Here is a 21452-nt window from a genome sequence, read left to right on the forward strand (position 1 = left end):
AGATTTCAATGACCTACAAAAACCCTCCCACGACGCCACGCAAGTCTGCGACTTTCGACGACTACACGCTGTCGGAAATCCGTCGTGCAGCGGCCACCGGCATATATGATATTCGCGGTGGCGGTGCGAAGCGCAAGGTGCCGCATTTTGACGATCTGGTTTTCCTTGGTGCATCGATTTCACGTTATCCGCTCGAAGGCTATCGCGAGAAATGCGAAACCGGCGTCGTTCTCGGCAACCGCTATGCGAAGAAGCCGATCCATCTGAAGATTCCAATCACGATCGCTGGCATGAGCTTCGGCTCGCTGTCTGGACCTGCCAAGGAAGCATTGGGACGCGGCGCGTCGGCAGCCGGGACCTCAACGACCACCGGTGATGGCGGAATGACCGAGGAGGAGCGCGGCCATTCCAGCATCCTAGTCTATCAGTATTTGCCGTCCCGCTATGGCATGAACCCGCGCGATCTGCGCCGCGCCGACGCGATTGAGGTCGTTGTTGGTCAGGGGGCAAAGCCGGGCGGCGGCGGCATGCTGCTGGGCCAGAAGATTTCCGACCGCGTTGCCGATATGCGCACTCTGCCCAAGGGAATCGACCAACGCTCGGCCTGCCGGCATCCCGATTGGACCGGGCCGGACGATCTGGAGATCAAGATACTCGAGTTACGCGAGATTACCGATTGGGAGAAGCCGATCTACGTGAAGGTCGGTGGTGCTCGTCCCTATTACGATACGGCGCTGGCGGTTAAGGCGGGTGCCGATGTCGTGGTGCTCGACGGCATGCAGGGTGGAACCGCAGCCACTCAGGAGGTGTTCATCGAACATGTCGGCCTGCCGACGCTTGCTTGCATACGCCCGGCCGTGCAGGCGCTTCAGGATCTTGGGATGCACCGCAAGGTTCAACTCATCGTCTCCGGTGGCATCCGCAACGGCGCCGATGTTGCAAAGGCGCTTGCGCTTGGTGCGGACGCTGTTTCCATAGGAACGGCTGCGCTCGTCGCGCTGGGTGATAACGACCCGCGATGGGAAGACGAATATCAGGCGCTCGGCACTACGGCAGGCGCTTATGATGACTGGCATGAGGGCCGTGACCCGGCAGGCATCACGACTCAGGATCCCGAACTGATGAAGCGTGTCGATCCGGTCGCGGCCGGTCGTCGTTTGACCAATTATCTGAAGGTCATGACGCTGGAAGCGCAGACGCTAGCCCGTGCCTGCGGCAAGAACCATGTGCACAATCTGGAGCCGGAGGATCTCTCCGCGCTCACCATCGAGGCGGCAGCCATGGCTGGCGTTCCGTTGGCAGGGACCGGCTGGATACCTGGAAGGAACGGCTTTTAATTCACAAGACTGCGAGGAATAAATATGGGGAACGATCTCGCCGAATATGCAAAAAGCAACGGCGTCAAATATTTTATGATTTCATATGCGGACCTGTTCGGAGCGCAGCGCGCCAAGCTTGTGCCCGCTCAGGCGATAGCAGGCATGCAGAAAGATGGCGCGGGATTTGCAGGGTTCGCCACATGGCTCGACCTTACACCCGCCCATCCCGACATGCTTGCAGTTCCCGATCCCGAATCGGTGGTGCAATTGCCGTGGAAACCGGAGGTGGCCTGGCTCGCCTCCGACTGTATCATGGAGGACAAAGGGGTCGCTCAGGCTCCGCGAAATACCCTCAAGCGTGTCATTGCCGATGCTGCGAAAGAAGGCCTCCACATGAAGACCGGTGTGGAGGCCGAATTTTTTCTGGTTACTCCTGACGGTACCCGTATCTCCGACGAATACGATACGGCGTCAAAGCCGTGCTACGATCAACAGGCGATCATGCGCCGTTACGACGTCATCTCCGAGATATCCGACTACATGCTGGAGCTCGGCTGGGGTCCCTACCAAAGTGATCATGAGGACGCCAACGGACAGTTCGAAATGAACTGGGGATTCAATGACGCCCTGGCAATGGCCGACCAGCATTCCTTCTTCAAGTTCATGGTCAAGTCTGTCGCGGAAAAGCATGGCCTGCGTGCCACCTTCATGCCAAAGCCTTTTACCGGCCTTACCGGCAATGGCTGCCACGCTCACATCTCCGTCTGGGACGAGACCGGTCGTGTCAACCGGTTCGCCGATGACAACGCCGAACTTGGCCTGTCGGAACAGGGACGACATTTCCTTGGGGGCATTATGGCTCATGCCCCGGCGCTCGCCGCCATTACCAATCCGTGCGTCAATTCCTACAAGCGGATCAACGCGCCACGCACCATTTCTGGCGCGACCTGGGCTCCCAACACGGTGACGTGGACCGGAAACAACCGCACCCATATGGTGCGTGTGCCCGGTCCTGGTCGCTTCGAGCTCAGGCTGCCCGACGGTGCAGCCAACCCCTATCTGATGCAGGCGGTAATTCTGGCGGCAGGTCTCGATGGAGTGCGTACCAAGGCCGATCCAGGCGAGCGCTGCGATATTGACATGTACAAGGAAGGCCACACCGTAAAGCACGGCAAGAAACTACCGCTTAATCTACTCGACGCGCTGCGCGAATACGAAAAAGACACTGCGTTGACCGAGGCAATGGGCAGCGAGTTTTCAGCCGCTTACGTAAAGCTGAAGCAGGCGGAATGGAACAGCTACGCCTCCCATCTCAGCCAATGGGAACGTGATCATACGCTCGACATCTAGATTGAAACAGTTTTCGGTCACGTCACCGCGTGACCGAATTCGAAAGAGCCGCGCATGCGATGAAATACTCATCATTTTCTCTTCTACGGGCCGCACTTTCGGGCCACCGCAACTGGAAGCCTGCATGGCGTGATGCACCTCCCAAGCCGCATTACGATGTGATCATCGTAGGCGGTGGGGGGCATGGCCTCGCGACCGCCTATTATCTCGCGGAGCGCTACGGCATACGCAATGTGGCGGTGCTGGAGAAGGGCTGGATCGGCTCCGGCAATGCCGGTCGCAACACCACCATCGTGCGTTCCAACTACATGCTGCCCGGCAATGTCGGCTTCTATGAGTTCTCCATGAAGCTGTGGGAACGCATGGAGCAGGATCTCAACTACAACACGATGGTCAGCCAGAGGGGCGTCATCAATCTTTATCATTCCGATGCCCAGCGCGACGCTTTTGCCCGCCGCGGCAATGCCATGCGCATCAACGGCATCAACGCTGAACTGCTTGACGCGGAGCAAATCCGCCAGACGCTCCCCTTCCTCGATTACGAAAATTCGCGGTTTCCCGTTCTCGGTGGTCTGTTGCAGCGCCGGGGCGGCACCGCCCGCCACGACGCGGTTGTATGGGGCTATGCGCGCGCCGCAGACAGGCTCGGCGTCGACATCATCCAGAATTGCGAGGTCACCGGCGTGGTGCGTCAGGGAGGGCGTATCACCGGCGTCGAGACCACGCGCGGAACTATCGGTGCGGCTAAGGTTGGCTTTGCTGTAGCCGGTAACTCGTCGCGGCTGGCCGCCATGGCGGGCTTGCGTCTGCCGATCGAAAGCCATGTACTTCAGGCGTTCGTGTCCGAAGCGATCAAGCCGCTCATTCCCGGTGTCATCACTTTCGGCGCCGGTCATTTTTACGTCAGCCAGTCGGACAAGGGAGGCTTGGTCTTTGGCGGAGACATTGACGGCTACAACAGCTACGCCCAGCGCGGAAATCTGCCGGTGGTGGAGGATGTATGCGAAGGCGGCATGGCGATCATGCCGATGATCGGGCGGCTGCGTATGCTGCGTGCTTGGGGTGGTGTCGTCGATATGTCCATGGATGGCACGCCGATCATCGATCGCACGCCGGTCGATGGGCTCTATCTCAATGCGGGCTGGTGTTATGGCGGTTTCAAGGCCACCCCCGGCTCCGGGGTCGCCTTCGCCCATCTGATCGCCCGCGATGAGCCGCATGAGGAAGCCGCACGCTTCCGCCTCGACCGCTTCAGAACCGGCGCGGTCATCGATGAGAAGGGCCAAGGCCCGCAACCGAACCTGCACTGAAGATCAATCATGCGCATCAATTGTCCATATTGCGGAACACGCGACGTCGGCGAGTTTTCCTATCTCGGAGACGCGAGCCTGCGACGTCCGGAACTCGTCGTTGACGAGAATGGTGCCATCGCCGCCGGGGTCGAAGACGCTTTTTTCGAGCATGTCTACATGCGTGACAACCCGGCAGGTGTGATGGATGAGTTCTGGTATCACGGCGGCGGCTGCCGGGCGTGGCTGGTCGTGACCCGTGATACGCTCACGCATACCATAAGTGCGGTGCGTGCGGCTCCCGGCACTGGCTCGTCTGCTGCGAAGAGAGAGGACGTTCGATGAGCGCCGGTCACCGTCTGGCAGAAGGCGGTCTCATCGATCGCTCGAAACCGCTCTCCTTCACATTTGATGGGCGCGCCATGACCGGCTTTGTCGGTGACACACTGGCCTCGGCACTGGTGGCTAACGGAGTTGGTCTGGTCGGGCGTTCCTTCAAATATCACCGACCGCGCGGCATCTTGACTGCCGGACCCGAAGAACCGAATACACTGGTTGAGTTGCGATCCGGTGCACACCGTGAACCAAACACCAAGGCGACGACAGTCGAGCTCTTTGATGGGCTTGATGCGCAGAGCCAGAACCGCTGGCCTTCGCTGCGTTTCGACGCGATGGCAGTCAACTCATTGTTCTCGCCTTTTTTCGTTGCAGGCTTCTATTACAAGACGTTTATGTGGCCGTCGGCATTGTGGGAAAAGCTCTACGAGCCCCTGATCCGTCGTGCGGCGGGGCTTGGCCGCGCGAGTGGCGAGCCCGATCCCGATCGTTACGAAAAAGCGTGGGCGCATTGCGATGTGCTGGTGGCAGGCGCGGGCGCGACTGGACTGTCTGCGGCGTTGGCTGCGGCACGAGCGGGTGCACGCGTCATCCTTTGCGAGGATGATTGGCGTCTCGGCGGCAGGCTCCTTTCTGACGGTGCTGACATTGACGGCTCTGGCGCAGACGAATGGCTCGCCCGCGCAAAAGCAGAACTGGAAGCCGCTCCCAACGTGCGCATCATGCGCCGCGCCGGTGTGTTCGGCGCGTTCGATGGCGGCAGCTATGGCGTGCTGGAGCGCGTGAACGACCATTTCGCCTTGGTGCCGGATCATCAGCCGCGTCAGCGACTATGGCGCATCGTGGCGAAGCATATGATTGTCGCAGCCGGAGCTGTCGAACGCCCTCTCGTGTTTCCGGGCAACGACACGCCCGGCGTCATGCTTTCCTCTGCGGTGAGAACCTATATTCATCGTTTCGCTGCTGCACCCGGCAGACGGTTGGCACTCTTCACCAACAATGATGACGGCTGGCGCACTTTGGAGACAGCGCGCCGGGCAGGATTGGAAATCGCGGCTGTAATCGATCCTCGTCGCGATCTGCCAGCGCATCTGATGGAGCTTGCGCGCCAGTACGGCGTCGCCGTCCATTCCGGCGTGGTCGAAAAAGTCACCGGCGGGAAGGGTGGAGTTTCCGGCGTCCAAGCGCGAGCGAATGGTGGAACCGTCCATATCGATGCGGACATGCTTGCCATCTCGGGCGGCTGGAACCCCTCCGTCGGCCTGACCTCGCAGCAACGCGGCAAACCGGTCTGGAACGACCGCCTCGCGGCCTTTCTGCCAGGAGACTGCCCTCCAGGCGTATCCGTCGCGGGTGCTGCCGCCGGTTCATTCGGTTTAGGGGCCTGTCTGCGAGAAGGCCATGCAGCCGGTCTGGCTGCGGCAAGCGACACAGGCAGCGCGGGTTCGGCAGGCGAGGCGGCCTCAGCCGCCGATGAGCCTTTCTCCATTAGCCCGCTTTGGCACATAGAGGGCAAAGGCAAGGCCTTCGTCGATTTTCAGCATGACGTCACCGTCAAAGATATCGAGATAGCGCACCGCGAGGGGTTCCGTTCGGTCGAACATCTGAAACGCTACACCACGCTCGGCATGGCCACCGACCAGGGGCGCACCTCAAATGTCAACGGTCTGGCGATTATGGCCGAGCTGGCAGGAAAAACGATTCCGGAAACCGGCACCACGATGTATCGCGCTCCTCTCAATCCAGTCGCCATCGCCGCCTTTGCGGGAACTAGCCGCGGCCGCAACTTCCGCCCTGTCCGCTACACGCCCTCGCATTCATGGGCTGCCGAACGCGGCGCGGTTTTCGTGGATGTAGGGCCATGGAAGCGCGCGCAATGGTATGCGTTGCCGGATGAGACCCACTGGCTGGAATCGATGCGCCGGGAGGTACTGGCGGTGCGGAGCGGCGTCGGCTTTTGCGACGTTTCCACTCTTGGAAAAATCGACGTGATGGGTGGCGATGCGGGCATCTTCCTCGATCACGTCTATATCAACACATTCTCCACCCTTGCCGTCGGCAAGGCACGCTACGGTTTGATGCTTCGCGAGGACGGTATTGCCTATGACGACGGCACCACTGCCAGATTGGCCGAAGATCATTACTGTTTGACCACCACCACGGCCAAGGCAGGTCCGGTGATGCAGCATCTGGAATATTGCCGTCAGGTTCTTTGGCCAGGGCTCGACGTGCAGCTTACTTCGGCTACCGACCAGTGGGCGCAGTTCTCGGTTGCTGGGCCGCGTTCCCGTGACCTTCTGCAACGGCTCGCCGACCCGTCGGAGGACCTTTCGAATGAAGGCTTTCCTTTTATGGGCGTGCGGGAGATCAGTTTGCGTGGCGGCCAGAAGGCGCGGCTTTTCCGCATTTCGTTTTCCGGCGAGCTTGCTTTCGAGATCGCGGTGCCAGCGCATCTGGGCGACGCGATGGCGCGAAACCTGATGATCGCGGGTGAGCCATTCGGTGTGACGCCTTACGGTACCGAGGCACTTGGCGCGATGCGCATCGAGAAAGGCCATGTCGCTGGTCCGGAATTGAACGGTACGACCACTGCCGGAGATCTGGGTCTTGGCAAGATGGCCTCGAAAAAGAAGGATTATATCGGTCGCGTGCTGGCGCAGCGCCCGGCGCTTGTCGCATCGGACCGTCAGGTGGTCGTCGGCGTCAAACTCGTCAGCCCATCGGCGCAGCTTCGATCCGGCGCGCATATCGTGCCGCGCGGTGCAAATCCCGGTCCTGCGACGGATCAGGGCTATGTTACCTCGGTATGTTTTTCGCCGGTGCTGGATCAGTGGATCGGACTGGCGCTGGTCGCGAACGGGCGCGAACGTCATGGCGAGATCGTGCGCGCGTGGGATGCGCTGCGCTCAAGCGACATCGAGGTCGAGATATGCAACCCCGTCTTCTATGACCCTGAAGGAGGGCGTCAACGTGGCTGAGTTTGTCTGGACACCACGATCGCCGCTCAAGGCGGAAGCCTCCGCGCGTCTAGGCAGACAGGATGGGTCTGCCGGAGTTGTGCTGCGCGAGATTCGGGGTTTCGATCTTGCGCTGGTCGCTTGCCGGCGTGGAAGGTGGGGGGCATTGAATATCGAAGCCAAGCGCCGCTTTGGTGTCGAGGCGCCGCAGATGGCCAGAGCCCTGCGTGCAGGAGATGCGCTGTTGATCTGGAGCGGCCCGGAGCAGTTTCTCGTTGTGATGCCGAGAGGGGGGATGGCGCTTGCGGACGAACTCACCAATGCATTTGGGGATACAGCGTCGGTTTCCGACCAGTCTAATGCGCGCTGCCTGTTGGCTGTTGGTGGCCCGCTCGTGCGTAACGTCCTTGCCAAGCTGATCTCGATCGACCTCGATGATTCCGCCTTTCCGTTCGGAAGCGCGGCAACCACCATCATCGACCACACTAACGTGGTAATCTGGCGGGGTCTTGATGACCGCGACATTTATCATATCCTTTGCCCGACCAGCTATGCTGAAAGTCTCTGGCACGCCGCGGTCGATGCAGCGGCGGAATTCGGTATCGATAAAGCTCAGAGGACATTTGGAAATTAACCCTGTCACGAGCCATTCGAGCATGAGACGAATTGTAAAATCCTGACTGTGCGGCACAGTGTTCAAATCTCTTTGCTCTCAGCTCCGTCACACCCATTACCGTTCGGTGTCAGATTGGTCCAACTTCGAAGTCCTCCTTCCGTTGTCAGTGATCAAATCGTAATGAGGGCTCGCAGAAAGCCTACGAACTTATCGACTAGTGGAGCGTTTCGCTTTCCGTCCCATGCGACCACGATGTCGAAGTTCGCATGGGGGTCGCTGATTGGCACGGCTATAACCTGGCTGGGCAGCGTTGACGAGATCGCCGCGCCGTAGAGGGTAACGCCGCGCTGTAGCGCTACTAACTGCAACAGGACCGGGACGTCGTCGGCTTCCTCAACGATGTTCGGCAGAAAGCCGGCCTGTACGCAAGCGCTGTTCACAAGCGAGCGGAAGGTTTCCCATCGCTTGCTCGTCCCCATCACAAAAGGTGCATCGCGAAGCGCGCTAAGGCCGATCGTCTCGGCCTTAGCTAACGGATGATGCCCAGATAGCAGCAACACAAATCTTTCTCGGCAAACCCGTAATTGGCTCAGCGATGACTTGCAGGCTGCCGAAAGCATGAACCCTATATCAACCTCGCCACGCTCGATTGCTTGGAGCTGCTCATGCGACGACATTTGGTAGAGGCTCAAGGTCGCAGAAGGATTTTCGTTCTTGAACCGCACGACCAAATCAGCCATCGGCCCATGCGCGGCCTGTGCCGAGTAAGCTATGATAATCTCGCCCGCTTTCCCGTTCGCAAGCTGGCGCGCCTGGCGCACTGAGCGCTCCAAAAGGCCCAACGCTTGCCTTGCATCGGCGGCAAGAAGGGCGCCGGCGTCGGTAAGCTTCACACGCCGCGTTGTGCGCAGGAGAAGCACTAGGCCGAGCTCCTTCTCCAACGCCTGGATCGCGCGCGTAATCGCGGGCTGCGCAATGTTCAGGTTTTCAGCTGCCTTTCGGAAGCTCAGCGTGTCAGCCACGGCCACGAAATAGCGAAGTTTTGCAAGGTCAGGAATGTGCAAATTGATGCCGCTTGATTATCAATGAGTTGTGAATTGATATTAGACGGCTGATCGCCGGACATGTCAAATGCAGCGGTTATAGAATGAACGGGAAATCATGTCCGAGAAAAGCATATCTGTCGCGGTCGCCCAACTTGTCGGCGGGCCAGACGTCGAGAGCAACCTCCAGGCGGTCGAGGCAATGTCGGTCGAGGCAGCGCAGCGCGGCGCCGACATCGTAGTGTTTCCTGAGGCTACCATGTTCGATTTCACTGCAACAGCCGAACGAATCGCGGAAGCGGCGCTGTTACATGCACTGCGTTTTGAAGATCGTGTGCAGGCGATAGCGGCCGCGAACAGCATCGCCGTTGTGGTTGGCACCTATGCCGTCGGCACGGGCACGCTGGCCCGCAACATGATGCTGGCTTTCGGCCCGGATGGCGCACCGCTGGGGCGCTACCAGAAGCTGCATCTGTATGATGCGTTTCACTACAAGGAATCCGAGAAGAACGAACCGGCACCATTGCAGCCGGATTTCGGCGAACTCGTCACTTTCGATCACGCGGGCTTCCGTTTTGGCCTGTTGAATTGTTACGATCTACGTTTTCCCGAGATGACAAGGCTGCTGGTCGACCGCGGTGCCGAGATCCTGCTCGTTGCATCCGGCTGGGTTGCCGGGCCACTTAAGGAATATCATTGGGAAACGCTGCTTAAGGCACGCGCCATTGAAAGCACGGCCTTCGTTGCGGCCTCATGCCAGCCGGCGCCGTTGTCGGTGGGTTTGAGCATGATCGTCGACCCCAATGGCATACCGATCGCGTCCGTACCGGAAGGTACGGGTCTCGCGATTGCGCAATTGGACGGCACGCGGATACAGGCCGTGCGCGACGTGCTGCCATGCCTGGAGCATCGCCGCTACGTAATTCGCCAGGACCGATAAATCGAAAATTCAAGGGACGGAGGGGGAAGTAGTATGACGACTTACGTTGCAACAGGTGATGCGGATCCGCAGCTAAAATCGCAGGCTATGCGGCGCGTTCTTGGATCTGCCGCACTCGGCCAGTTCGTGGAATGGTACGACTTTGTCATCTATGCCTACTCAGCGACAGTGATTGCGAAGCTGTTCTTCCCAAATACCGATCCGGCGGCCGCACTTCTTTCCACTTTTGCGGTCTATGCCGTGGGCTTCCTGATGCGCCCGCTTGGCGGCTTCGTCTTCGGCGGGCTTGGTGACCGGATCGGGCGCCGCCGCGTCCTTTCGCTCGTCATCCTAATGATGGGTGCTGCAACCGTCGCGATCGGCCTGCTCCCGACCTACTCGCAAATCGGCATCATGGCTCCGATCCTTCTGGTCATCTGCCGCCTGATCCAGGGTCTTTCAGCTGCCGGCGAAACGGTTGGCTCGAACTCCTTTGTGGCCGAACATGCACCAGCTGAAAAGCGAGGCCTCTATGTCGCCTTCACTTATTCCTTCGCCAATCTCCCGCCCATCTTTGCAGCACTTCTGGTGCTTTTCCTCACCAACGCAATGAGCGGCGAAGCATATGAGTCGTGGGGCTGGCGCCTTCCTTTTCTCATCGGCGGTCCGCTTGCGCTGATCGGTCTGTACATCCGTAGCAAGGTGGATGAATCGCCCGCATTCAAGGCAACCCAGGCTGCAAACCGCGTGACCGCTACGCCCATCCGCGATGCGATGGTCGGCCATAAGAAGCAGATGCTGTTCAGCTTCTCGCTGGCCGCGTTCTCAAGCCTTGGCTTCTACACCCTGTCTGGTTATTTTGTCAGCTACCTGACGACCACTGTCGGCTTGGACAGAAACTCCGCTTTGATCTCGAACAGTATCGCTCTCTTCGTGGCTTTTGTCGTGATGATCTGGGGTGGACATCTATCGGACAGGTTCGGTCGCAAGCCCCTCCTGCTGGTCGGCGTCTTATTCAACGCGCTCGTTTCCGTACCGGCTTACATACTCGCTGCTCAGGGCGATCTGACTTCGGCCATTCTTGGCCAGAGCCTTCTCGCCGTTGGCTGCGGCATGTTCTGGGGGCCAATGGGCATCGCTCTTCTGGAGCTGTTCCCAACGCGCACCCGCTTTAGTGCTTCGGCCATCAGCTACAATATGGCCTACACGATTTTCGGAGGAACGGCGCCGTTTGTTGGCCTTTGGCTGGTGACGCAGACCGGCTCGAACATCGCCCCGGCGCTCTATATGACTTCAATCTCCATAGCTGTACTGATTGCGGTGCTATTCATGCCCGAGACGTCTAAGGGCAGTCTTGTGCATAGGGAAGATGAGGGCATCGCGTTGAAAGTACGCTAAACAACGCCAAGGAAGAACAAAGCGAGATTTTGGCTCAAGCGGCGGCTGATGCAAGCCGCCTCATTTCCCGATAGATTGTGGAGCGGCCGAGCCCAAGTCGCCTGGCGGCCTCGGCCGGAGAGGGACGAGTGCAACTCGGCCTATCGAACGATTCGAAATCCGTCCACAGAATATGTCTCTTTAATCTTGTCCACGGATTGGAAGGGTCTTTTGTGGACGAAGGGAGGAGGCCGGAATGGCGAAACACGAATTACTGAGCGACGGCGAGCGGCACCAGTTGCTGGGAATCCCGACGGAGCGGGATGACCTTGCCAGGCTCTACACCTTTGAGCCGACGGATATCGATCCGATCCGCCTGCGGCGGGAAGACCGGAACCGCATCGGCATCGGCATGCAACTGGCCCTGTTTCGCCACCCTGGCACGACGTTGGCGCAGATCCTCAATCGGCATCGTAAAGTTAACGGATACCGATCAAAAATGTTGCGCGCGGCTTTCGCTTATGCGGCTTGGAGGCATGCTATTTCGTTCCACATCTGCATGGCTTCGGTTCTCAGTTCGCGGTGATTGTCTGATGAGATCTCGTGGCGTGGAATGTGAAAGAGGTTGGCGACAGGGTCATGAATTGAAACGAAACGCTGGAGATGTTGGGCTGACTTAAAGCCCTTCATGATCCGTTCTCGCCGCCGGGTCGGTTGATGGGAGTTCTCCGCCCGGTTGTTCAGGCCTTTGTGCGAACGATGCTCGACGCCGGGCATGATATCGCGCTTTGCCGCGCCATAGGATCGCAGTTTGTCGGTGATCATGACGCGTGGCGAGTGCGCATGTCCTTTCATAAGCTTTCGTATAAGGCGTTTGGCGGCCTTGGTATTGCGGCGGCTTTGCGCCAGCACGTCGAGAACGAACCCAGCCTGATCGACAGCGCGCCAAAGCCATTGTTTTTTGCCGTCAATGGAGATGACGACCTCATCGAGGTGCCATTTGTCGCCAAGTCTGCCGGCGGATCGCCTCCGGATATCATTGGCGAAATGCCTGCCGAATTTCTCCACCCAGAGACGCACGGTCTGGTGCGAAACGATGATTCCACGTGCCGCCAGGAGATCTTCCACCATGCGCAGACTGAGCGGAAAACGAAGATAAAGCCCCAATCACTTCAGCTGGAAACCGATGGCGGCGATAAAGGCGATCACGAGCGACTTGGGTCATGCTGAAAGATCGCACAGGGCGGATAGCCAGCGGGTTAACTTTACGGTGCCATCGGTCGGGCTGGCCAGATAACGCACCATCTTTCTTCCAAGTCGAACATGGCCCTCTAAGGGTCTGCCTCCGTGGGCCAGAGATATCAACTCGTCTGCGGCAGTGTGCCCAATCGAGAGAAGAGATGTGGGCTAGAAGTTCAGGCGGTGGCCTCGTGCCTACATATGTGCTAATGTGGGTTTGTGTAATTCACCGGAGTTTATCCCATGAGCCGCCTGACGATCGACATAACGGACCAGCAGCACCAAAGCCTGAAGGCACTTGCCGCCTTGCAGGGCAAGTCCATCAAACAATACGCCCTAGAACGCTTGTTCCCTGGCGATGCTGATGCAGATCAGGCATGGCAGGAACTGACAACCCTGCTGGGAAACCGTATCAACGATGGGCTTGCAGGAAAAGTGTCCACCAAGAGCATCGGCGAAATTCTTGATGAGGAACTCGCCGGGGACCGAGCTTGAAGGCCTATATACTCACGGCAGAGGCAGAAGCCGATATGCGCGGCATCATCCGCCACACGCGCAAGCAATGGGGCGCTGCGCAGGTGCGCCGCTATATCTCAAAGCTAGAGCAGGGCATTGGGAGCCTTGCAACCGGACAGGGCTCTTTCAGGGACATAAGTGACGTCTACCCCACGCTGCAGATGGCGCGCTGCGAACACCACTACGTCTTTTGCCTGCCGCGTGAGAGTGCGCCTGCGTTGATCGTGGCGATTTTTCACGAGCGCATGGACCTAATGATGCGACTGACGGACAGGATCAGCAGGGAGAGTTAGACGGCAGTCGATCATTTGCCTGTGACTGGGGCTGCACGATCCCCAAGGCTCTCGACAATCTTCTGATGAGCATCGAGCTCCATCTGTCGGTAAGAAACGGCCTCCGGCCAGTCGAGGAGTGGTGCATCTTTCTCCAATTTCCGCATTTCCCGCCATACCTGCGTTGTGCGCTTCTGGCTACACGAGGGCATCGCGTTGAAAGTACGCTAAACAACGCCAATGGTGAACGGGTGGGGAGCGTCGTCATGCCGCCCGCTTTTTGGACGAGAGGTTGAGCAGCTTTCGGTTCGTTGCCAACGCGGCGCGATCCCAGAGAAAGTCGCCGGAGAAGGCGATATGCTCCCATCCTACCGGCGACGTGTGAGCCAGGAGGTCATCCGGAACGAATTCGCCCGTTGATCGCAGATGGGCCACGGCGTCGGCCATATAGGTGGAATTCCAGTAGACGATACCGGAAACGCTCACTTCTGACGTGCGGCTCTCAACGTTTTCTGTGGCAGCCGCTAAAGAACTTCAACTCAACCTACATGAGGTATGGAATGTCGCGTCCCGCAGTATCCGAAAAGATGGCACAGTTTTCACACGAAGAGCAGCGGGTTCGCCGCGACCTTGCTGCCGCTTATCGGCTTGCTGCGCACTACCGGATGACGGACCTTATCTACACCCACATCACCGCCCGCGTTCCGGGCGAGGATGGCTGCTTTTTAATCAATCCCTATGGATACCGATGGGAAGAGATCACCGCTTCATCGCTGGTGAAGATCGATGTTGATGGAAACAAGGTGGATGACAATCCGGCGCGCGTGAATCCTGCAGGCTTCGTCATTCACAGCGCGGTGCATCGCAGCCGGCACGACGCCGCTTTCGTCATGCATACACACACGCGTGCCGGTGTCGCCGTTTCCTGTCTGTCCGAAGGGTTGCTGCCACTGAATCAGATCGCCCTGCAATTTCATGGGCGCGTCGGCTATCACGACTTCGAGGGTATCGCACTGGACCTAGACGAGCGCGACCGGATCGTTGCCGACCTTGGCGAACACCCAGTCCTGATTTTACGCAATCACGGTCTGCTGACCGTCGGCAAGACTTCCGGTGAAATGTTCTCGAACATGTTCTATCTCGAACGTGCTTGCGAAATTCAGGTCGCGTCGCTCTCTATGGGACGAAAACTGCAACCGATAAGCATCGACATCGCCAAACGTGTCACCGATCAGTATGACCAGATGGCATTCGACGATGGCGACCTTGCGCTCGAGTGGGATGCACATCTGCGCCTGCTCGAGGCGCTGGACACCTCATACAAGGATTAGGCCGTCAAAGCAGCGAGAATTCTGACGAATGCTTTGCTCCGCTCAGTCGCACTATGAGGATCCCAAAACGATTCAACCCAAGATCATGCCGCTCTAGCTTGAGAGCCAGCACTTCGTCAGAGCATGGCCGGCCATCAACTCGCCATGAGGATCGTCGGTCCAGCCCTGCACGGCCTCGCTTGTTGCATCGATATTATTATTGAACATCGGCGTGATCGCCCCGCCCTCGTCATGAAGAATTCGTGCCGCGGCTCCATAAAGCTCAGTGCGTCGATCCGCGTCGAGCTCGCTACGCGCGTCCAGGATCAGCTTGTCGAAATCATCGCGGAAAAAGCGCGTGTCGTTCCACTGCGCGTCGGAGACATAAGCCAGTGAAAAAACCTGATCCTGTGTAGGCCGCCCGGTCCAGTAGGACATCGAGAAGGGTTGCTTGTTCCACACTTCAGACCAATAGCCATCGCCTGGCTCCCGTCTAACATCTATCTGGATTCCAGCCTTGGCAGCGCTCTGATGAAAGAGCTGTGCTGCATTTACCGCGCCGGGAAAGGCAACATCCGATGTGCGCAAGAGAACCGGACCATCATGGCCGGATTTCTTGAAATGGAAGGCAGCCTTATCTGGATCGTAGACACGTTGCTCAATGTCGTCGGAGAAATAGGCATAAGTGTTGTTGACCGGCAGGTCGTTGCCGATCGTGCCATGGCCGCTGAGGATCGTTTGAATCATCTGCTCGCGATCGACAGCATACTTCAACGCGAGACGCATATCGACATTGTCGAATGGTGCAGTGTTGCAGTGGGCGATCATGACATAATGTGCCTTGCCGACTGCATTGCGGACTACGATGCCGGGAGCACGCTCCACGATATGGACAAGGTTCGGCTCGACGCGGTTGATCAGATGCACTTCCCCGGACTGCAGGGCAGACATGCGGGCGGTCGCGTCGTTTGCGACAATGATCTCGACCTGCTCAGCATGCCCGCGAACGTCGCTCGCCCAGTAACCTTCATATCGCTCGCCGATATGGCGCACACCAGGCTCATTGACTGCGACCTTGTAAGGACCGGTGCCTATGCCGGGCCGTCGGATCGTCGCGTCCACCGTTCGGCTGGATCATAAGATGATAGTCGGTGAGGAAGTAAGGCAAGTCCGCGTTGGGCTCGGCAAGAGTAATGACGACATACTCGCCATCGATCTTCATGTCTTTGATCCCCTCTACGAAAGGCAGGGCCGCGGATTGTGACGCCTCATCTGCATGGCGTGAAAGGGTCTCTACGACATCGTCCGGCGTCAGATCCTTACCGTTATGAAATGTAACACCCTTGCGAATACGGAAAGTCCAGGTCATCGCGTCGGGAGTTGCTTCCCACTCGTCGGCAAGTCGCGGCTCAATCTCGCCATCGGGCGAAACCTCCAGCATCTGCTCGCCCCAACAACGACCGAACGTATAGGGCACCTGGCTTTGCCATGTGGCGGGATCAAGGCTGTTCGTGGCCTCGCCGCCAACCATACCGGCGCGCATGATACCGCCCTTGGAGGGCGCGGCATCAGTTTTTCCAGAGAACAGTGTCTGTGCTGCTAATGAGGAAACGCCTAACAATGCTGCCTTTTGCAGAAAATCGCGACGGGACGGCCCGCCGGATCGCGCCTTTAGATGCAGCATTGCAAGCGAATTCTTCATGATAACCTCTGATCTGTTCAGGAAGCGCGTGAGCATACCAGCCGAAACGCTATTGTCACCATTTCACCCCGATATTACTTCCGTGATGAGCCGCTCGTACCCGCGTGATATGCCGCCAGGTACGATTACAGCGACTTGAATTTTCCTCCACCTACCAAGCGGGTCGCCCTTGCCCCGAACCGGAATCTTCAAGCCTGCTTGTCGCCGTCATAGCCGACCGGATCGTGTTGTCATTGACGGTAGCCAGACAAACCGGGAGGCAATCATTGCCTGCGATGGGAAAGCCGCCTGCGAAATCGATCACGGGGATCGCTGAAACCAATCCGCATCCGGCAGAGTCAGTACCTCAACAATCGCATCGAACAGGATCACCGACGTATCAAGCGCCGAATCCGATCCATGCTCGGTTTCAAATCGATGAGCTGCGCCGCGACGATCCTGTTCGGCATCGAGTGCGCAAACGACAGGTAAAAGTACGCTTGCAATCTAGCACCGTCACTCGTCGAGCAGTTCGATATGCGATGAACCTGAAAAACGGATTTGGCCAGATCGAGCCCGACTGTGGTAATCTTCTTCATGGAGCGGTCCTTCTTCTTTGTCGCGTTTCAACACGACCACGTTAGGCACTTGATGCCGTTTGAGAAGGGCCGTTCCACCTCATCAGCTTCGGCCCCCCGGTTCTGGACCATGCTCGCTCATCACCAGTCGAGTCTGCTCAATGCTGCAGAATTTGCTCGAGCTCTCGGCGTGGATGGCAAAACCATTGCCTCCTATCTGGATCTCCTGATCGACTTTTTGTTGGTACGACGACTCGAACCTTGGCATGCGAACATTGGAAAGCGCTTGGTCAAATCGCCACTCATCTATGTTCGCGATAGCGGTATAGTCCACACGCTCCTTGGTCTGACAACGCAGGAAGATGTTTTAGGCCATCCGGTCGCTGGGGCCAGTTGGGAAGGTTTCGTGATTGAAACGCTGATTGCCGCCGCGCCAAGCGGCACGCAAAGCAACTTCTATAGGACCGCCGCAGGTGCTGAAATAGACCTATTGCTTACCCTTCCGGAACGACGCCCTTGGGCGATTGAAATCAAGCGCAGCCTGTCGCCAAAAGTAGAAAAAGGGTTTCACCAAGCGTGCGCCGATCTTGATCCGGAACGACGTTTCGTAGTGTATCCTGGCGTCGAGTCTTTCCCCTTGAAGGATGATGTAGAGGCGATTTCGTTGCCCGCATTGGGCCGGAAGCTTTTTGAGTTATCCTAAGTCTGGAAGCGTCTGGGATAGTTATAGCCGATCGACGAATTGTCTGCGCTCGTTTCGGTGATGGCGCTCAGGCTCAGCGTTAACTCTCAGGTGGGGTAGCGCACGTTCCCTAGTTCTGCTGTGTCGAGACAGGACTCCAAATGTGCATTACCGGCAATTCGGATCGGTCTGCTCAATGCCAGCAAAGCCAGCACCCCAGTTGCGCATGCTGAGGAGAACCGTCTCAAGCGAACGGCCCAGATCGGTCAGTTCATATTCCACTCGCGGCGGCACTTCCGGATAGACAATGCGATTGATGATCCCATCCCGCTCCAGTTCCCGCAACTGGAGCGTCACCATACGCGCCGTCGCGTTGGGGACCATGCGACACAGGGCATTGAAGCGCAATTTGCCATTGAGCAGGTGAAACAGGATCACCGGCTTCCACAACCCTCCGATGACTGAGAGCGTCACCTCCACGGCGCATCCGGTGCGTTCGGCACGTCGACGCGGGCGTGTTTGGATAGGGATGCTATCATTCATGATAGTACATGTTCTCTTTGTACGTACTGTTCTAGACGTATTAAGCCTCTAACTTCGGTGCGAAACAAGAGGATCGTTCCATGAAAGCTGCCTGGTACTCAAAAAATGGCCCCGCTCGCGAGGTTCTTGAAATTGGGGACTTGCCGGATCCGACGCCTGGTCCGGGCGAAATCCTGGTTCGCGTCCGTGCCTCGGGCGTCAACCCGTCCGATACCAAGAGTCGCGGTGGTCGCGGTATGGCGTTTCCGCGGGTCGTTCCCAATCAGGATGGCGCCGGGGAAATTGTCGGCGTCGGCTCCCCCGAGCTCGAAGACCGCATTGGCGAACGCGTCTGGTTCTATGAATCCACGCTGGGCCGCCGGAACGGCTCAGCCGCCGAATTCACGACGGTACCCGCATACAAGGCGGTGCGACTGCCGGATGGCGTGAGCTTCGAGGAAGGTGCGTGTTTGGGTATTCCCGCCATGACCGCCTGGCGCTGTGTGTTTGCCGACGGTCCAGTCGATGGCAAGACCGTTCTGGTTTCGGGCGGTGCCGGGGCCGTCGGCCGATACGCAATCCAGTTCGCCAAGCTGGGTGGTGCCAGGGTCATTGCCACGGTTGGTAACGCCGAGGCTGCAGCATCCGCATCAACGGCAGGTGCGGACCTTGTTCTCAATCGTCATGTCGACGATTTGACGACCGCAATAGCCGGGTTCACAGGCGATGCCGATGGCCGTGGCGTTGACCGCTTTGTTGAAGTCGCGTTCGGCGCCAATCTTGAGCTGATCGTCAAAACGATCTCGCCGAATGGCGTCGTCGCCAGTTATGCCAGCGATGCGGTGCCCGAGCCAAAGCTACCGTTCTGGCCCCTGGTAATGCTCGACGTGACCATACGCTTCGTACTGGTTTACGTGATGCCAAAGCAGGCCCATCTGGAAGCGGCTGAGGCCATCAATTCGGCGCTTGAGGCAAAGCAGTTGACCCATCAGATCGGACGAACGCTGCCGCTTGCCTCCATCGTAGAGGCACATGAAGCTGTCGAGCGTGGAGATCTGGGTAAGACGATTTTGGTGCTACCATAAGCTGGAATTTGGCAGAGCAGAAGGTGGGATGGACGTTCGATCCGACCCAAATTTCGGCTCTTCCATGCTGTATCAAGACAGGCACTGCGGAGCGTTTGGTGTCCGCTGTCACGAACTGCCATCGACGGGTCGACATCTGACAGCCTATCCAATGATTGGAGCGTATCGAGAGAGGTGTCTTCGATCAGAGTTCTCTCCGCGCGTCAGCGGGCTATCGCGCGACCGGCAAGGCCCATCCGTTCGATCGTGTCGACTGCCAGGCGAAGGGACTCGCGTTCTCGAAACGTAGCGACAATGGAGCTCGCTATCGTGGCACCGTCGTCGGACATCGTCGCCGTCTGAATTGCAGCCAATAGCGCTGCTCGACGATCTTCCGCCGTCGCACTTCTGATATCCATATACACCAACAGGCGTAGGCATGATCGCAGCGGGATTCATTACGGCGCCATTAGAGTGCAAATGATGCTTGGTTGGCACCGATTTGGTCAGCAACATATCTTTGTATCGCGCGAGCCGGGCCTCTTCTGCTCCGAGCACTCAGCCCGAATCTCGCGTCAGACATAGCTGAATGGCAAAGCCAAGCCGATTATGCTCACGCCTCGCCATGAACTCACACTTCTTTTAAGCCCAATCGCGACAGTCGGTTTTCAAACTGGCTATAGGGCAGCTCACGGGCGTCTATCACCTTCCACGAATTGCGCTGCGCCTGCGTGCCGTCCAGAAGCCGAACCGGCTCCGATCCCGTATGCTGAAGGCCGATCGCCACACCGATCTCCGGCCCGTGATCCGAATGCGGCTGGCCTTCCGGCCAGCGGCGATCTCATCCGCCTACAACTGTGTCGCGCCAACGAAGGTCAGCAGCGGAGCGAAATCGCCACCGTCAGCAGTTCGCAGGGCAGCGATATAGACGTTACGGCGCTCGTTGTCGGCCTGAAGATCAAATCCGCTGGCCCAGGCGATAAGCGGATGCTTGTAGACTTCTTCAAGCAGGATATCGGCGGCGATCCGCGCGTGACGACCATTGCCGTTTGGAAAGGGATGAATCTGCACCATGCGGTGATGAAAGCGCGCTGCGGCTTCAAGGGGCGGGAAAACGTCGTTTTCGGCCCAATAGCGCGCATCATCCAGCAGCGTGCGCAGCTGTACGGAAATCTGAAGTGGATCGATGCCGATATTTTTCTCTGTTTTGCGGTATTCGCCCGCCCACGCCCACACATCGCTGAAGAGTCTCTTGTGCAGCATCCTGACAAAGGCGTCATCAAAGATCGAGCCGCTGCGTCGTCGTGATATCCAAGCGAGCCCCTGTTCGATATTGGCCTGTTCCAGTTCGTCCAGTTCCCCGCGCGTCGTCACATGCGAGAATTTCAACCTCTGCATTTCGTCGGGATCGAGTGGCGTTGCGCCGTCCGGTTCTTCAAACGTCATCTGACCTCCCAGAAGTCGGAAGGCATGTCGCGAATGAGTTCATCGGTCAGGTCTTCAATGCGCTGCGCTGTCTGCGCATTCGTCAGCGATTGCTTTTCCAGCGCCATGTGCGCGCTGGCGCGCATGATGCGCGCTTCGGCTTTGCGGCGCGCCTGCGCGCGAATGACGTTTTCCACGCGCCCATCGTCGGGAACGATGGCATAGACAAAGTGTCCGCCCATTGCCTCGGCAAGCTTGTGCATTTGGTTGATGGTGATTGCGCCATCGCGCTCGTTGCGTTCCGCCTGATAGACCGCATTGCGGCTAACGCCTGCGCGTGTGGCCACTTGCGCGCCGGACATGCCGAGTGCCTTGCGGAGCATGGAAAGCCATCCCTCTGAAGGTTTCTTCAGAGCTGCAATCTGGCTGGCCGTGCGATCTACGATCTGCACATACTGCTTTCTGGCTGTGTCTTTCACGCTCATTGCATATCGCCTTATGGGTATATTGTGTTTTATGCCTATTTAAAGATAGGCCATTAAAAACTTTTGTCAATTTATCGATATGCACATTTTCATAATTCGACAATCAATAGATAGGCAAATTATGAGATGATGCACATCATTATATATGCGGTGGACCCGGTGATCAGCCGCGAATTTTGGCCGCCCTAGAACAAGGATAGCTGCGAGCCGCACCAGCGCGTGCGCTCGACTCAAAATCAGCCATGAGGTGACATAGGCAACCGCGCCGCCCCCTGTCCAGCGGTGCCGATGGGTGTAAAGTGAAAGCGGTAGCCGGTTTCTGGAGCGGGCAGCGCAAGCCTGCTTTCGCTTTACAATTCAATATGCTCGATCATCCCGAATTTCTCCGGCGTGAAAGTGATTTCAACCTGAATGCCGCGCCATGCGATGGTTATCCTTCTCGAACAGTCGCCCAACCGGCGTTGTCACATTG

19 protein-coding genes and 6 pseudogenes are annotated in these 21452 nt (G+C 58.0%); 15 read left to right on the forward strand and 10 right to left on the reverse strand.

Features of this window, described 5'->3' with window-relative positions; genetic code table 11:
- The first annotated feature begins 8 nt into the window (after window positions 1-8).
- The 6 genes from ABFT80_RS14940 to ABFT80_RS14965 are packed head-to-tail and all read left to right on the forward strand — an operon-like array spanning window position 9 to window position 7885.
- On the forward strand, window positions 9-1337 hold the full coding sequence (locus ABFT80_RS14940) for an FMN-binding glutamate synthase family protein (RefSeq protein ID WP_347972720.1): 1329 nt from the start codon (window positions 9-11) through the stop codon (window positions 1335-1337).
- Between the two features lie 24 nt (window positions 1338-1361).
- Complete coding sequence (gene glnT, locus ABFT80_RS14945) at window positions 1362-2669, forward strand: type III glutamate--ammonia ligase (protein ID WP_347972721.1); 1308 nt, start codon at window positions 1362-1364, stop codon at window positions 2667-2669.
- A 59-nt stretch (window positions 2670-2728) separates the two neighbouring features.
- Window positions 2729-3979, forward strand: a complete 1251-nt coding sequence (locus ABFT80_RS14950; protein WP_347972722.1) for a sarcosine oxidase subunit beta family protein — start codon at window positions 2729-2731, stop codon at window positions 3977-3979.
- 9 nt (window positions 3980-3988) lie between these two features.
- Window positions 3989-4303, forward strand: coding sequence for a sarcosine oxidase subunit delta (locus ABFT80_RS14955; protein ID WP_347972723.1), 315 nt, complete (start codon window positions 3989-3991; stop codon window positions 4301-4303).
- A complete protein-coding gene (locus tag ABFT80_RS14960) occupies window positions 4300-7272 on the forward strand; it encodes a sarcosine oxidase subunit alpha family protein (protein ID WP_347972724.1) in 2973 nt (990 codons plus the stop codon). The genes ABFT80_RS14955 and ABFT80_RS14960 overlap by 4 nt, the downstream gene beginning before the upstream one ends.
- Complete coding sequence (locus ABFT80_RS14965; RefSeq protein WP_347972725.1) at window positions 7265-7885, forward strand: sarcosine oxidase subunit gamma; 621 nt, start codon at window positions 7265-7267, stop codon at window positions 7883-7885. The genes ABFT80_RS14960 and ABFT80_RS14965 overlap by 8 nt, the downstream gene beginning before the upstream one ends.
- A gap of 152 nt (window positions 7886-8037) precedes the next feature.
- Here the strand turns inward: ABFT80_RS14965 and ABFT80_RS14970 are convergent, their stop codons facing one another.
- Together ABFT80_RS14970 and ABFT80_RS28105 are read right to left on the reverse strand one after the other, a co-directional pair.
- Complete coding sequence (locus ABFT80_RS14970; RefSeq protein WP_347972726.1) at window positions 8038-8688, reverse strand: LysR family substrate-binding domain-containing protein; 651 nt, start codon at window positions 8686-8688, stop codon at window positions 8038-8040.
- Window positions 8689-8751: 63 nt separating this feature from the next.
- Window positions 8752-8931 (reverse strand): annotated as a pseudogene (locus tag ABFT80_RS28105) (LysR family transcriptional regulator); the annotation flags it as partial.
- A 97-nt stretch (window positions 8932-9028) separates the two neighbouring features.
- Here ABFT80_RS28105 and ABFT80_RS14975 point away from each other — a divergent pair.
- The 3 genes from ABFT80_RS14975 (at window position 9029) to ABFT80_RS14985 (ending at window position 11792) form a co-directional block, all read left to right on the forward strand.
- Window positions 9029-9850 (forward strand): carbon-nitrogen hydrolase family protein, encoded by an 822-nt coding sequence (locus ABFT80_RS14975; protein ID WP_347972727.1) that lies wholly within the window; start codon window positions 9029-9031, stop codon window positions 9848-9850.
- A 33-nt stretch (window positions 9851-9883) separates the two neighbouring features.
- Window positions 9884-11227, forward strand: a complete 1344-nt coding sequence (locus tag ABFT80_RS14980; RefSeq protein ID WP_347972728.1) for an MFS transporter — start codon at window positions 9884-9886, stop codon at window positions 11225-11227.
- Between the two features lie 235 nt (window positions 11228-11462).
- Window positions 11463-11792 carry a DUF4158 domain-containing protein gene (locus tag ABFT80_RS14985; RefSeq protein ID WP_347972729.1) on the forward strand — a complete coding sequence of 110 codons (330 nt, stop codon included), beginning with the start codon at window positions 11463-11465 and terminating at the stop codon, window positions 11790-11792.
- On the opposite strand, the pseudogene ABFT80_RS14990 reads toward ABFT80_RS14985, so the two are convergent.
- A pseudogene (locus ABFT80_RS14990) lies at window positions 11726-12431 on the reverse strand (IS6 family transposase). The gene ABFT80_RS14985 and the pseudogene ABFT80_RS14990 sit on opposite strands and share 67 nt — an antisense overlap.
- A gap of 257 nt (window positions 12432-12688) precedes the next feature.
- Between ABFT80_RS14990 and ABFT80_RS14995 the strand changes: the two are divergent.
- Together ABFT80_RS14995 and ABFT80_RS15000 are read left to right on the forward strand one after the other, a co-directional pair.
- Window positions 12689-12940: an antitoxin gene (locus ABFT80_RS14995; protein WP_347972730.1), complete on the forward strand. Its 252-nt coding sequence runs from the start codon at window positions 12689-12691 to the stop codon at window positions 12938-12940.
- Window positions 12937-13254: a type II toxin-antitoxin system RelE/ParE family toxin gene (locus ABFT80_RS15000; RefSeq protein WP_347972731.1), complete on the forward strand. Its 318-nt coding sequence runs from the start codon at window positions 12937-12939 to the stop codon at window positions 13252-13254. Before ABFT80_RS14995 ends, ABFT80_RS15000 begins: the two co-directional genes overlap by 4 nt.
- Window positions 13255-13497: 243 nt before the next feature.
- On the opposite strand, the pseudogene ABFT80_RS15005 reads toward ABFT80_RS15000, so the two are convergent.
- Window positions 13498-13713, reverse strand: a pseudogene (locus ABFT80_RS15005) (Tn3 family transposase); the annotation flags it as partial.
- 80 nt (window positions 13714-13793) lie between these two features.
- Here ABFT80_RS15005 and ABFT80_RS15010 point away from each other — a divergent pair.
- A complete protein-coding gene (locus ABFT80_RS15010) occupies window positions 13794-14564 on the forward strand; it encodes a class II aldolase/adducin family protein (RefSeq protein WP_347972733.1) in 771 nt (256 codons plus the stop codon).
- A 93-nt stretch (window positions 14565-14657) separates the two neighbouring features.
- Here ABFT80_RS15010 and ABFT80_RS15015 read toward each other — a convergent pair.
- Window positions 14658-16245 (reverse strand): annotated as a pseudogene (locus tag ABFT80_RS15015) (ABC transporter substrate-binding protein).
- Window positions 16246-16566: 321 nt separating this feature from the next.
- Here ABFT80_RS15015 and ABFT80_RS15020 point away from each other — a divergent pair.
- Window positions 16567-16716 (forward strand): annotated as a pseudogene (locus ABFT80_RS15020) (DDE-type integrase/transposase/recombinase); the annotation flags it as partial.
- A gap of 69 nt (window positions 16717-16785) precedes the next feature.
- Window positions 16786-17505, forward strand: a complete 720-nt coding sequence (locus ABFT80_RS15025; protein ID WP_347972734.1) for a DUF4143 domain-containing protein — start codon at window positions 16786-16788, stop codon at window positions 17503-17505.
- A gap of 147 nt (window positions 17506-17652) precedes the next feature.
- Here ABFT80_RS15025 and ABFT80_RS15030 read toward each other — a convergent pair whose 3' ends face one another.
- Window positions 17653-17964 carry a winged helix-turn-helix transcriptional regulator gene (locus ABFT80_RS15030; RefSeq protein ID WP_347972735.1) on the reverse strand — a complete coding sequence of 104 codons (312 nt, stop codon included), beginning with the start codon at window positions 17962-17964 and terminating at the stop codon, window positions 17653-17655.
- A gap of 143 nt (window positions 17965-18107) precedes the next feature.
- Between ABFT80_RS15030 and ABFT80_RS15035 the strand changes: the two genes are divergently transcribed.
- Window positions 18108-19091, forward strand: coding sequence for an NADPH:quinone reductase (locus ABFT80_RS15035; RefSeq protein ID WP_347972736.1), 984 nt, complete (start codon window positions 18108-18110; stop codon window positions 19089-19091).
- Window positions 19092-19216: 125 nt separating this feature from the next.
- Here ABFT80_RS15035 and ABFT80_RS15040 read toward each other — a convergent pair.
- From ABFT80_RS15040 to ABFT80_RS15055, 4 genes and pseudogenes are all read right to left on the reverse strand, one after another.
- Window positions 19217-19697, reverse strand: a pseudogene (locus tag ABFT80_RS15040) (DUF4158 domain-containing protein); the annotation flags it as partial.
- A gap of 4 nt (window positions 19698-19701) precedes the next feature.
- Window positions 19702-19857: a hypothetical protein gene (locus tag ABFT80_RS15045; protein WP_347972737.1), complete on the reverse strand. Its 156-nt coding sequence runs from the start codon at window positions 19855-19857 to the stop codon at window positions 19702-19704.
- Between the two features lie 62 nt (window positions 19858-19919).
- Window positions 19920-20516, reverse strand: coding sequence for a mobile mystery protein B (locus tag ABFT80_RS15050; protein ID WP_347972738.1), 597 nt, complete (start codon window positions 20514-20516; stop codon window positions 19920-19922).
- A complete protein-coding gene (locus ABFT80_RS15055) occupies window positions 20513-20980 on the reverse strand; it encodes a mobile mystery protein A (protein WP_347972739.1) in 468 nt (155 codons plus the stop codon). The genes ABFT80_RS15050 and ABFT80_RS15055 overlap by 4 nt, the downstream gene beginning before the upstream one ends.
- Between the last annotated feature and the right edge of the window lie 472 nt (window positions 20981-21452).

The sequence above is a fragment of the Foliimonas ilicis genome, from assembly GCF_039939195.1.
Classification (GTDB): Bacteria; Pseudomonadota; Alphaproteobacteria; order Rhizobiales; family Rhizobiaceae; genus Foliimonas; species Foliimonas ilicis.

What these genes read in the sequence shown, in the direction of transcription:
- ABFT80_RS15050 (WP_347972738.1), bottom strand. Translation starts at nt 20,516, where the DNA reads ATGACGTTTGAAGAACCGGACGGCGCAACGCCACTCGATCCCGACGAA.
- ABFT80_RS14995 (WP_347972730.1), top strand. Translation starts at nt 12,689, where the DNA reads ATGAGCCGCCTGACGATCGACATAACGGACCAGCAGCACCAAAGCCTG.
- ABFT80_RS14975 (WP_347972727.1), top strand. Translation starts at nt 9,029, where the DNA reads ATGTCCGAGAAAAGCATATCTGTCGCGGTCGCCCAACTTGTCGGCGGG.
- ABFT80_RS15035 (WP_347972736.1), top strand. Translation starts at nt 18,108, where the DNA reads ATGAAAGCTGCCTGGTACTCAAAAAATGGCCCCGCTCGCGAGGTTCTT.
- ABFT80_RS14950 (WP_347972722.1), top strand. Translation starts at nt 2,729, where the DNA reads ATGAAATACTCATCATTTTCTCTTCTACGGGCCGCACTTTCGGGCCAC.
- ABFT80_RS14940 (WP_347972720.1), top strand. Translation starts at nt 9, where the DNA reads ATGACCTACAAAAACCCTCCCACGACGCCACGCAAGTCTGCGACTTTC.
- ABFT80_RS14980 (WP_347972728.1), top strand. Translation starts at nt 9,884, where the DNA reads ATGACGACTTACGTTGCAACAGGTGATGCGGATCCGCAGCTAAAATCG.
- glnT (WP_347972721.1), top strand. Translation starts at nt 1,362, where the DNA reads ATGGGGAACGATCTCGCCGAATATGCAAAAAGCAACGGCGTCAAATAT.
- ABFT80_RS14985 (WP_347972729.1), top strand. Translation starts at nt 11,463, where the DNA reads ATGGCGAAACACGAATTACTGAGCGACGGCGAGCGGCACCAGTTGCTG.
- ABFT80_RS14960 (WP_347972724.1), top strand. Translation starts at nt 4,300, where the DNA reads ATGAGCGCCGGTCACCGTCTGGCAGAAGGCGGTCTCATCGATCGCTCG.
- ABFT80_RS15010 (WP_347972733.1), top strand. Translation starts at nt 13,794, where the DNA reads ATGTCGCGTCCCGCAGTATCCGAAAAGATGGCACAGTTTTCACACGAA.
- ABFT80_RS15055 (WP_347972739.1), bottom strand. Translation starts at nt 20,980, where the DNA reads ATGAGCGTGAAAGACACAGCCAGAAAGCAGTATGTGCAGATCGTAGAT.
- ABFT80_RS14955 (WP_347972723.1), top strand. Translation starts at nt 3,989, where the DNA reads ATGCGCATCAATTGTCCATATTGCGGAACACGCGACGTCGGCGAGTTT.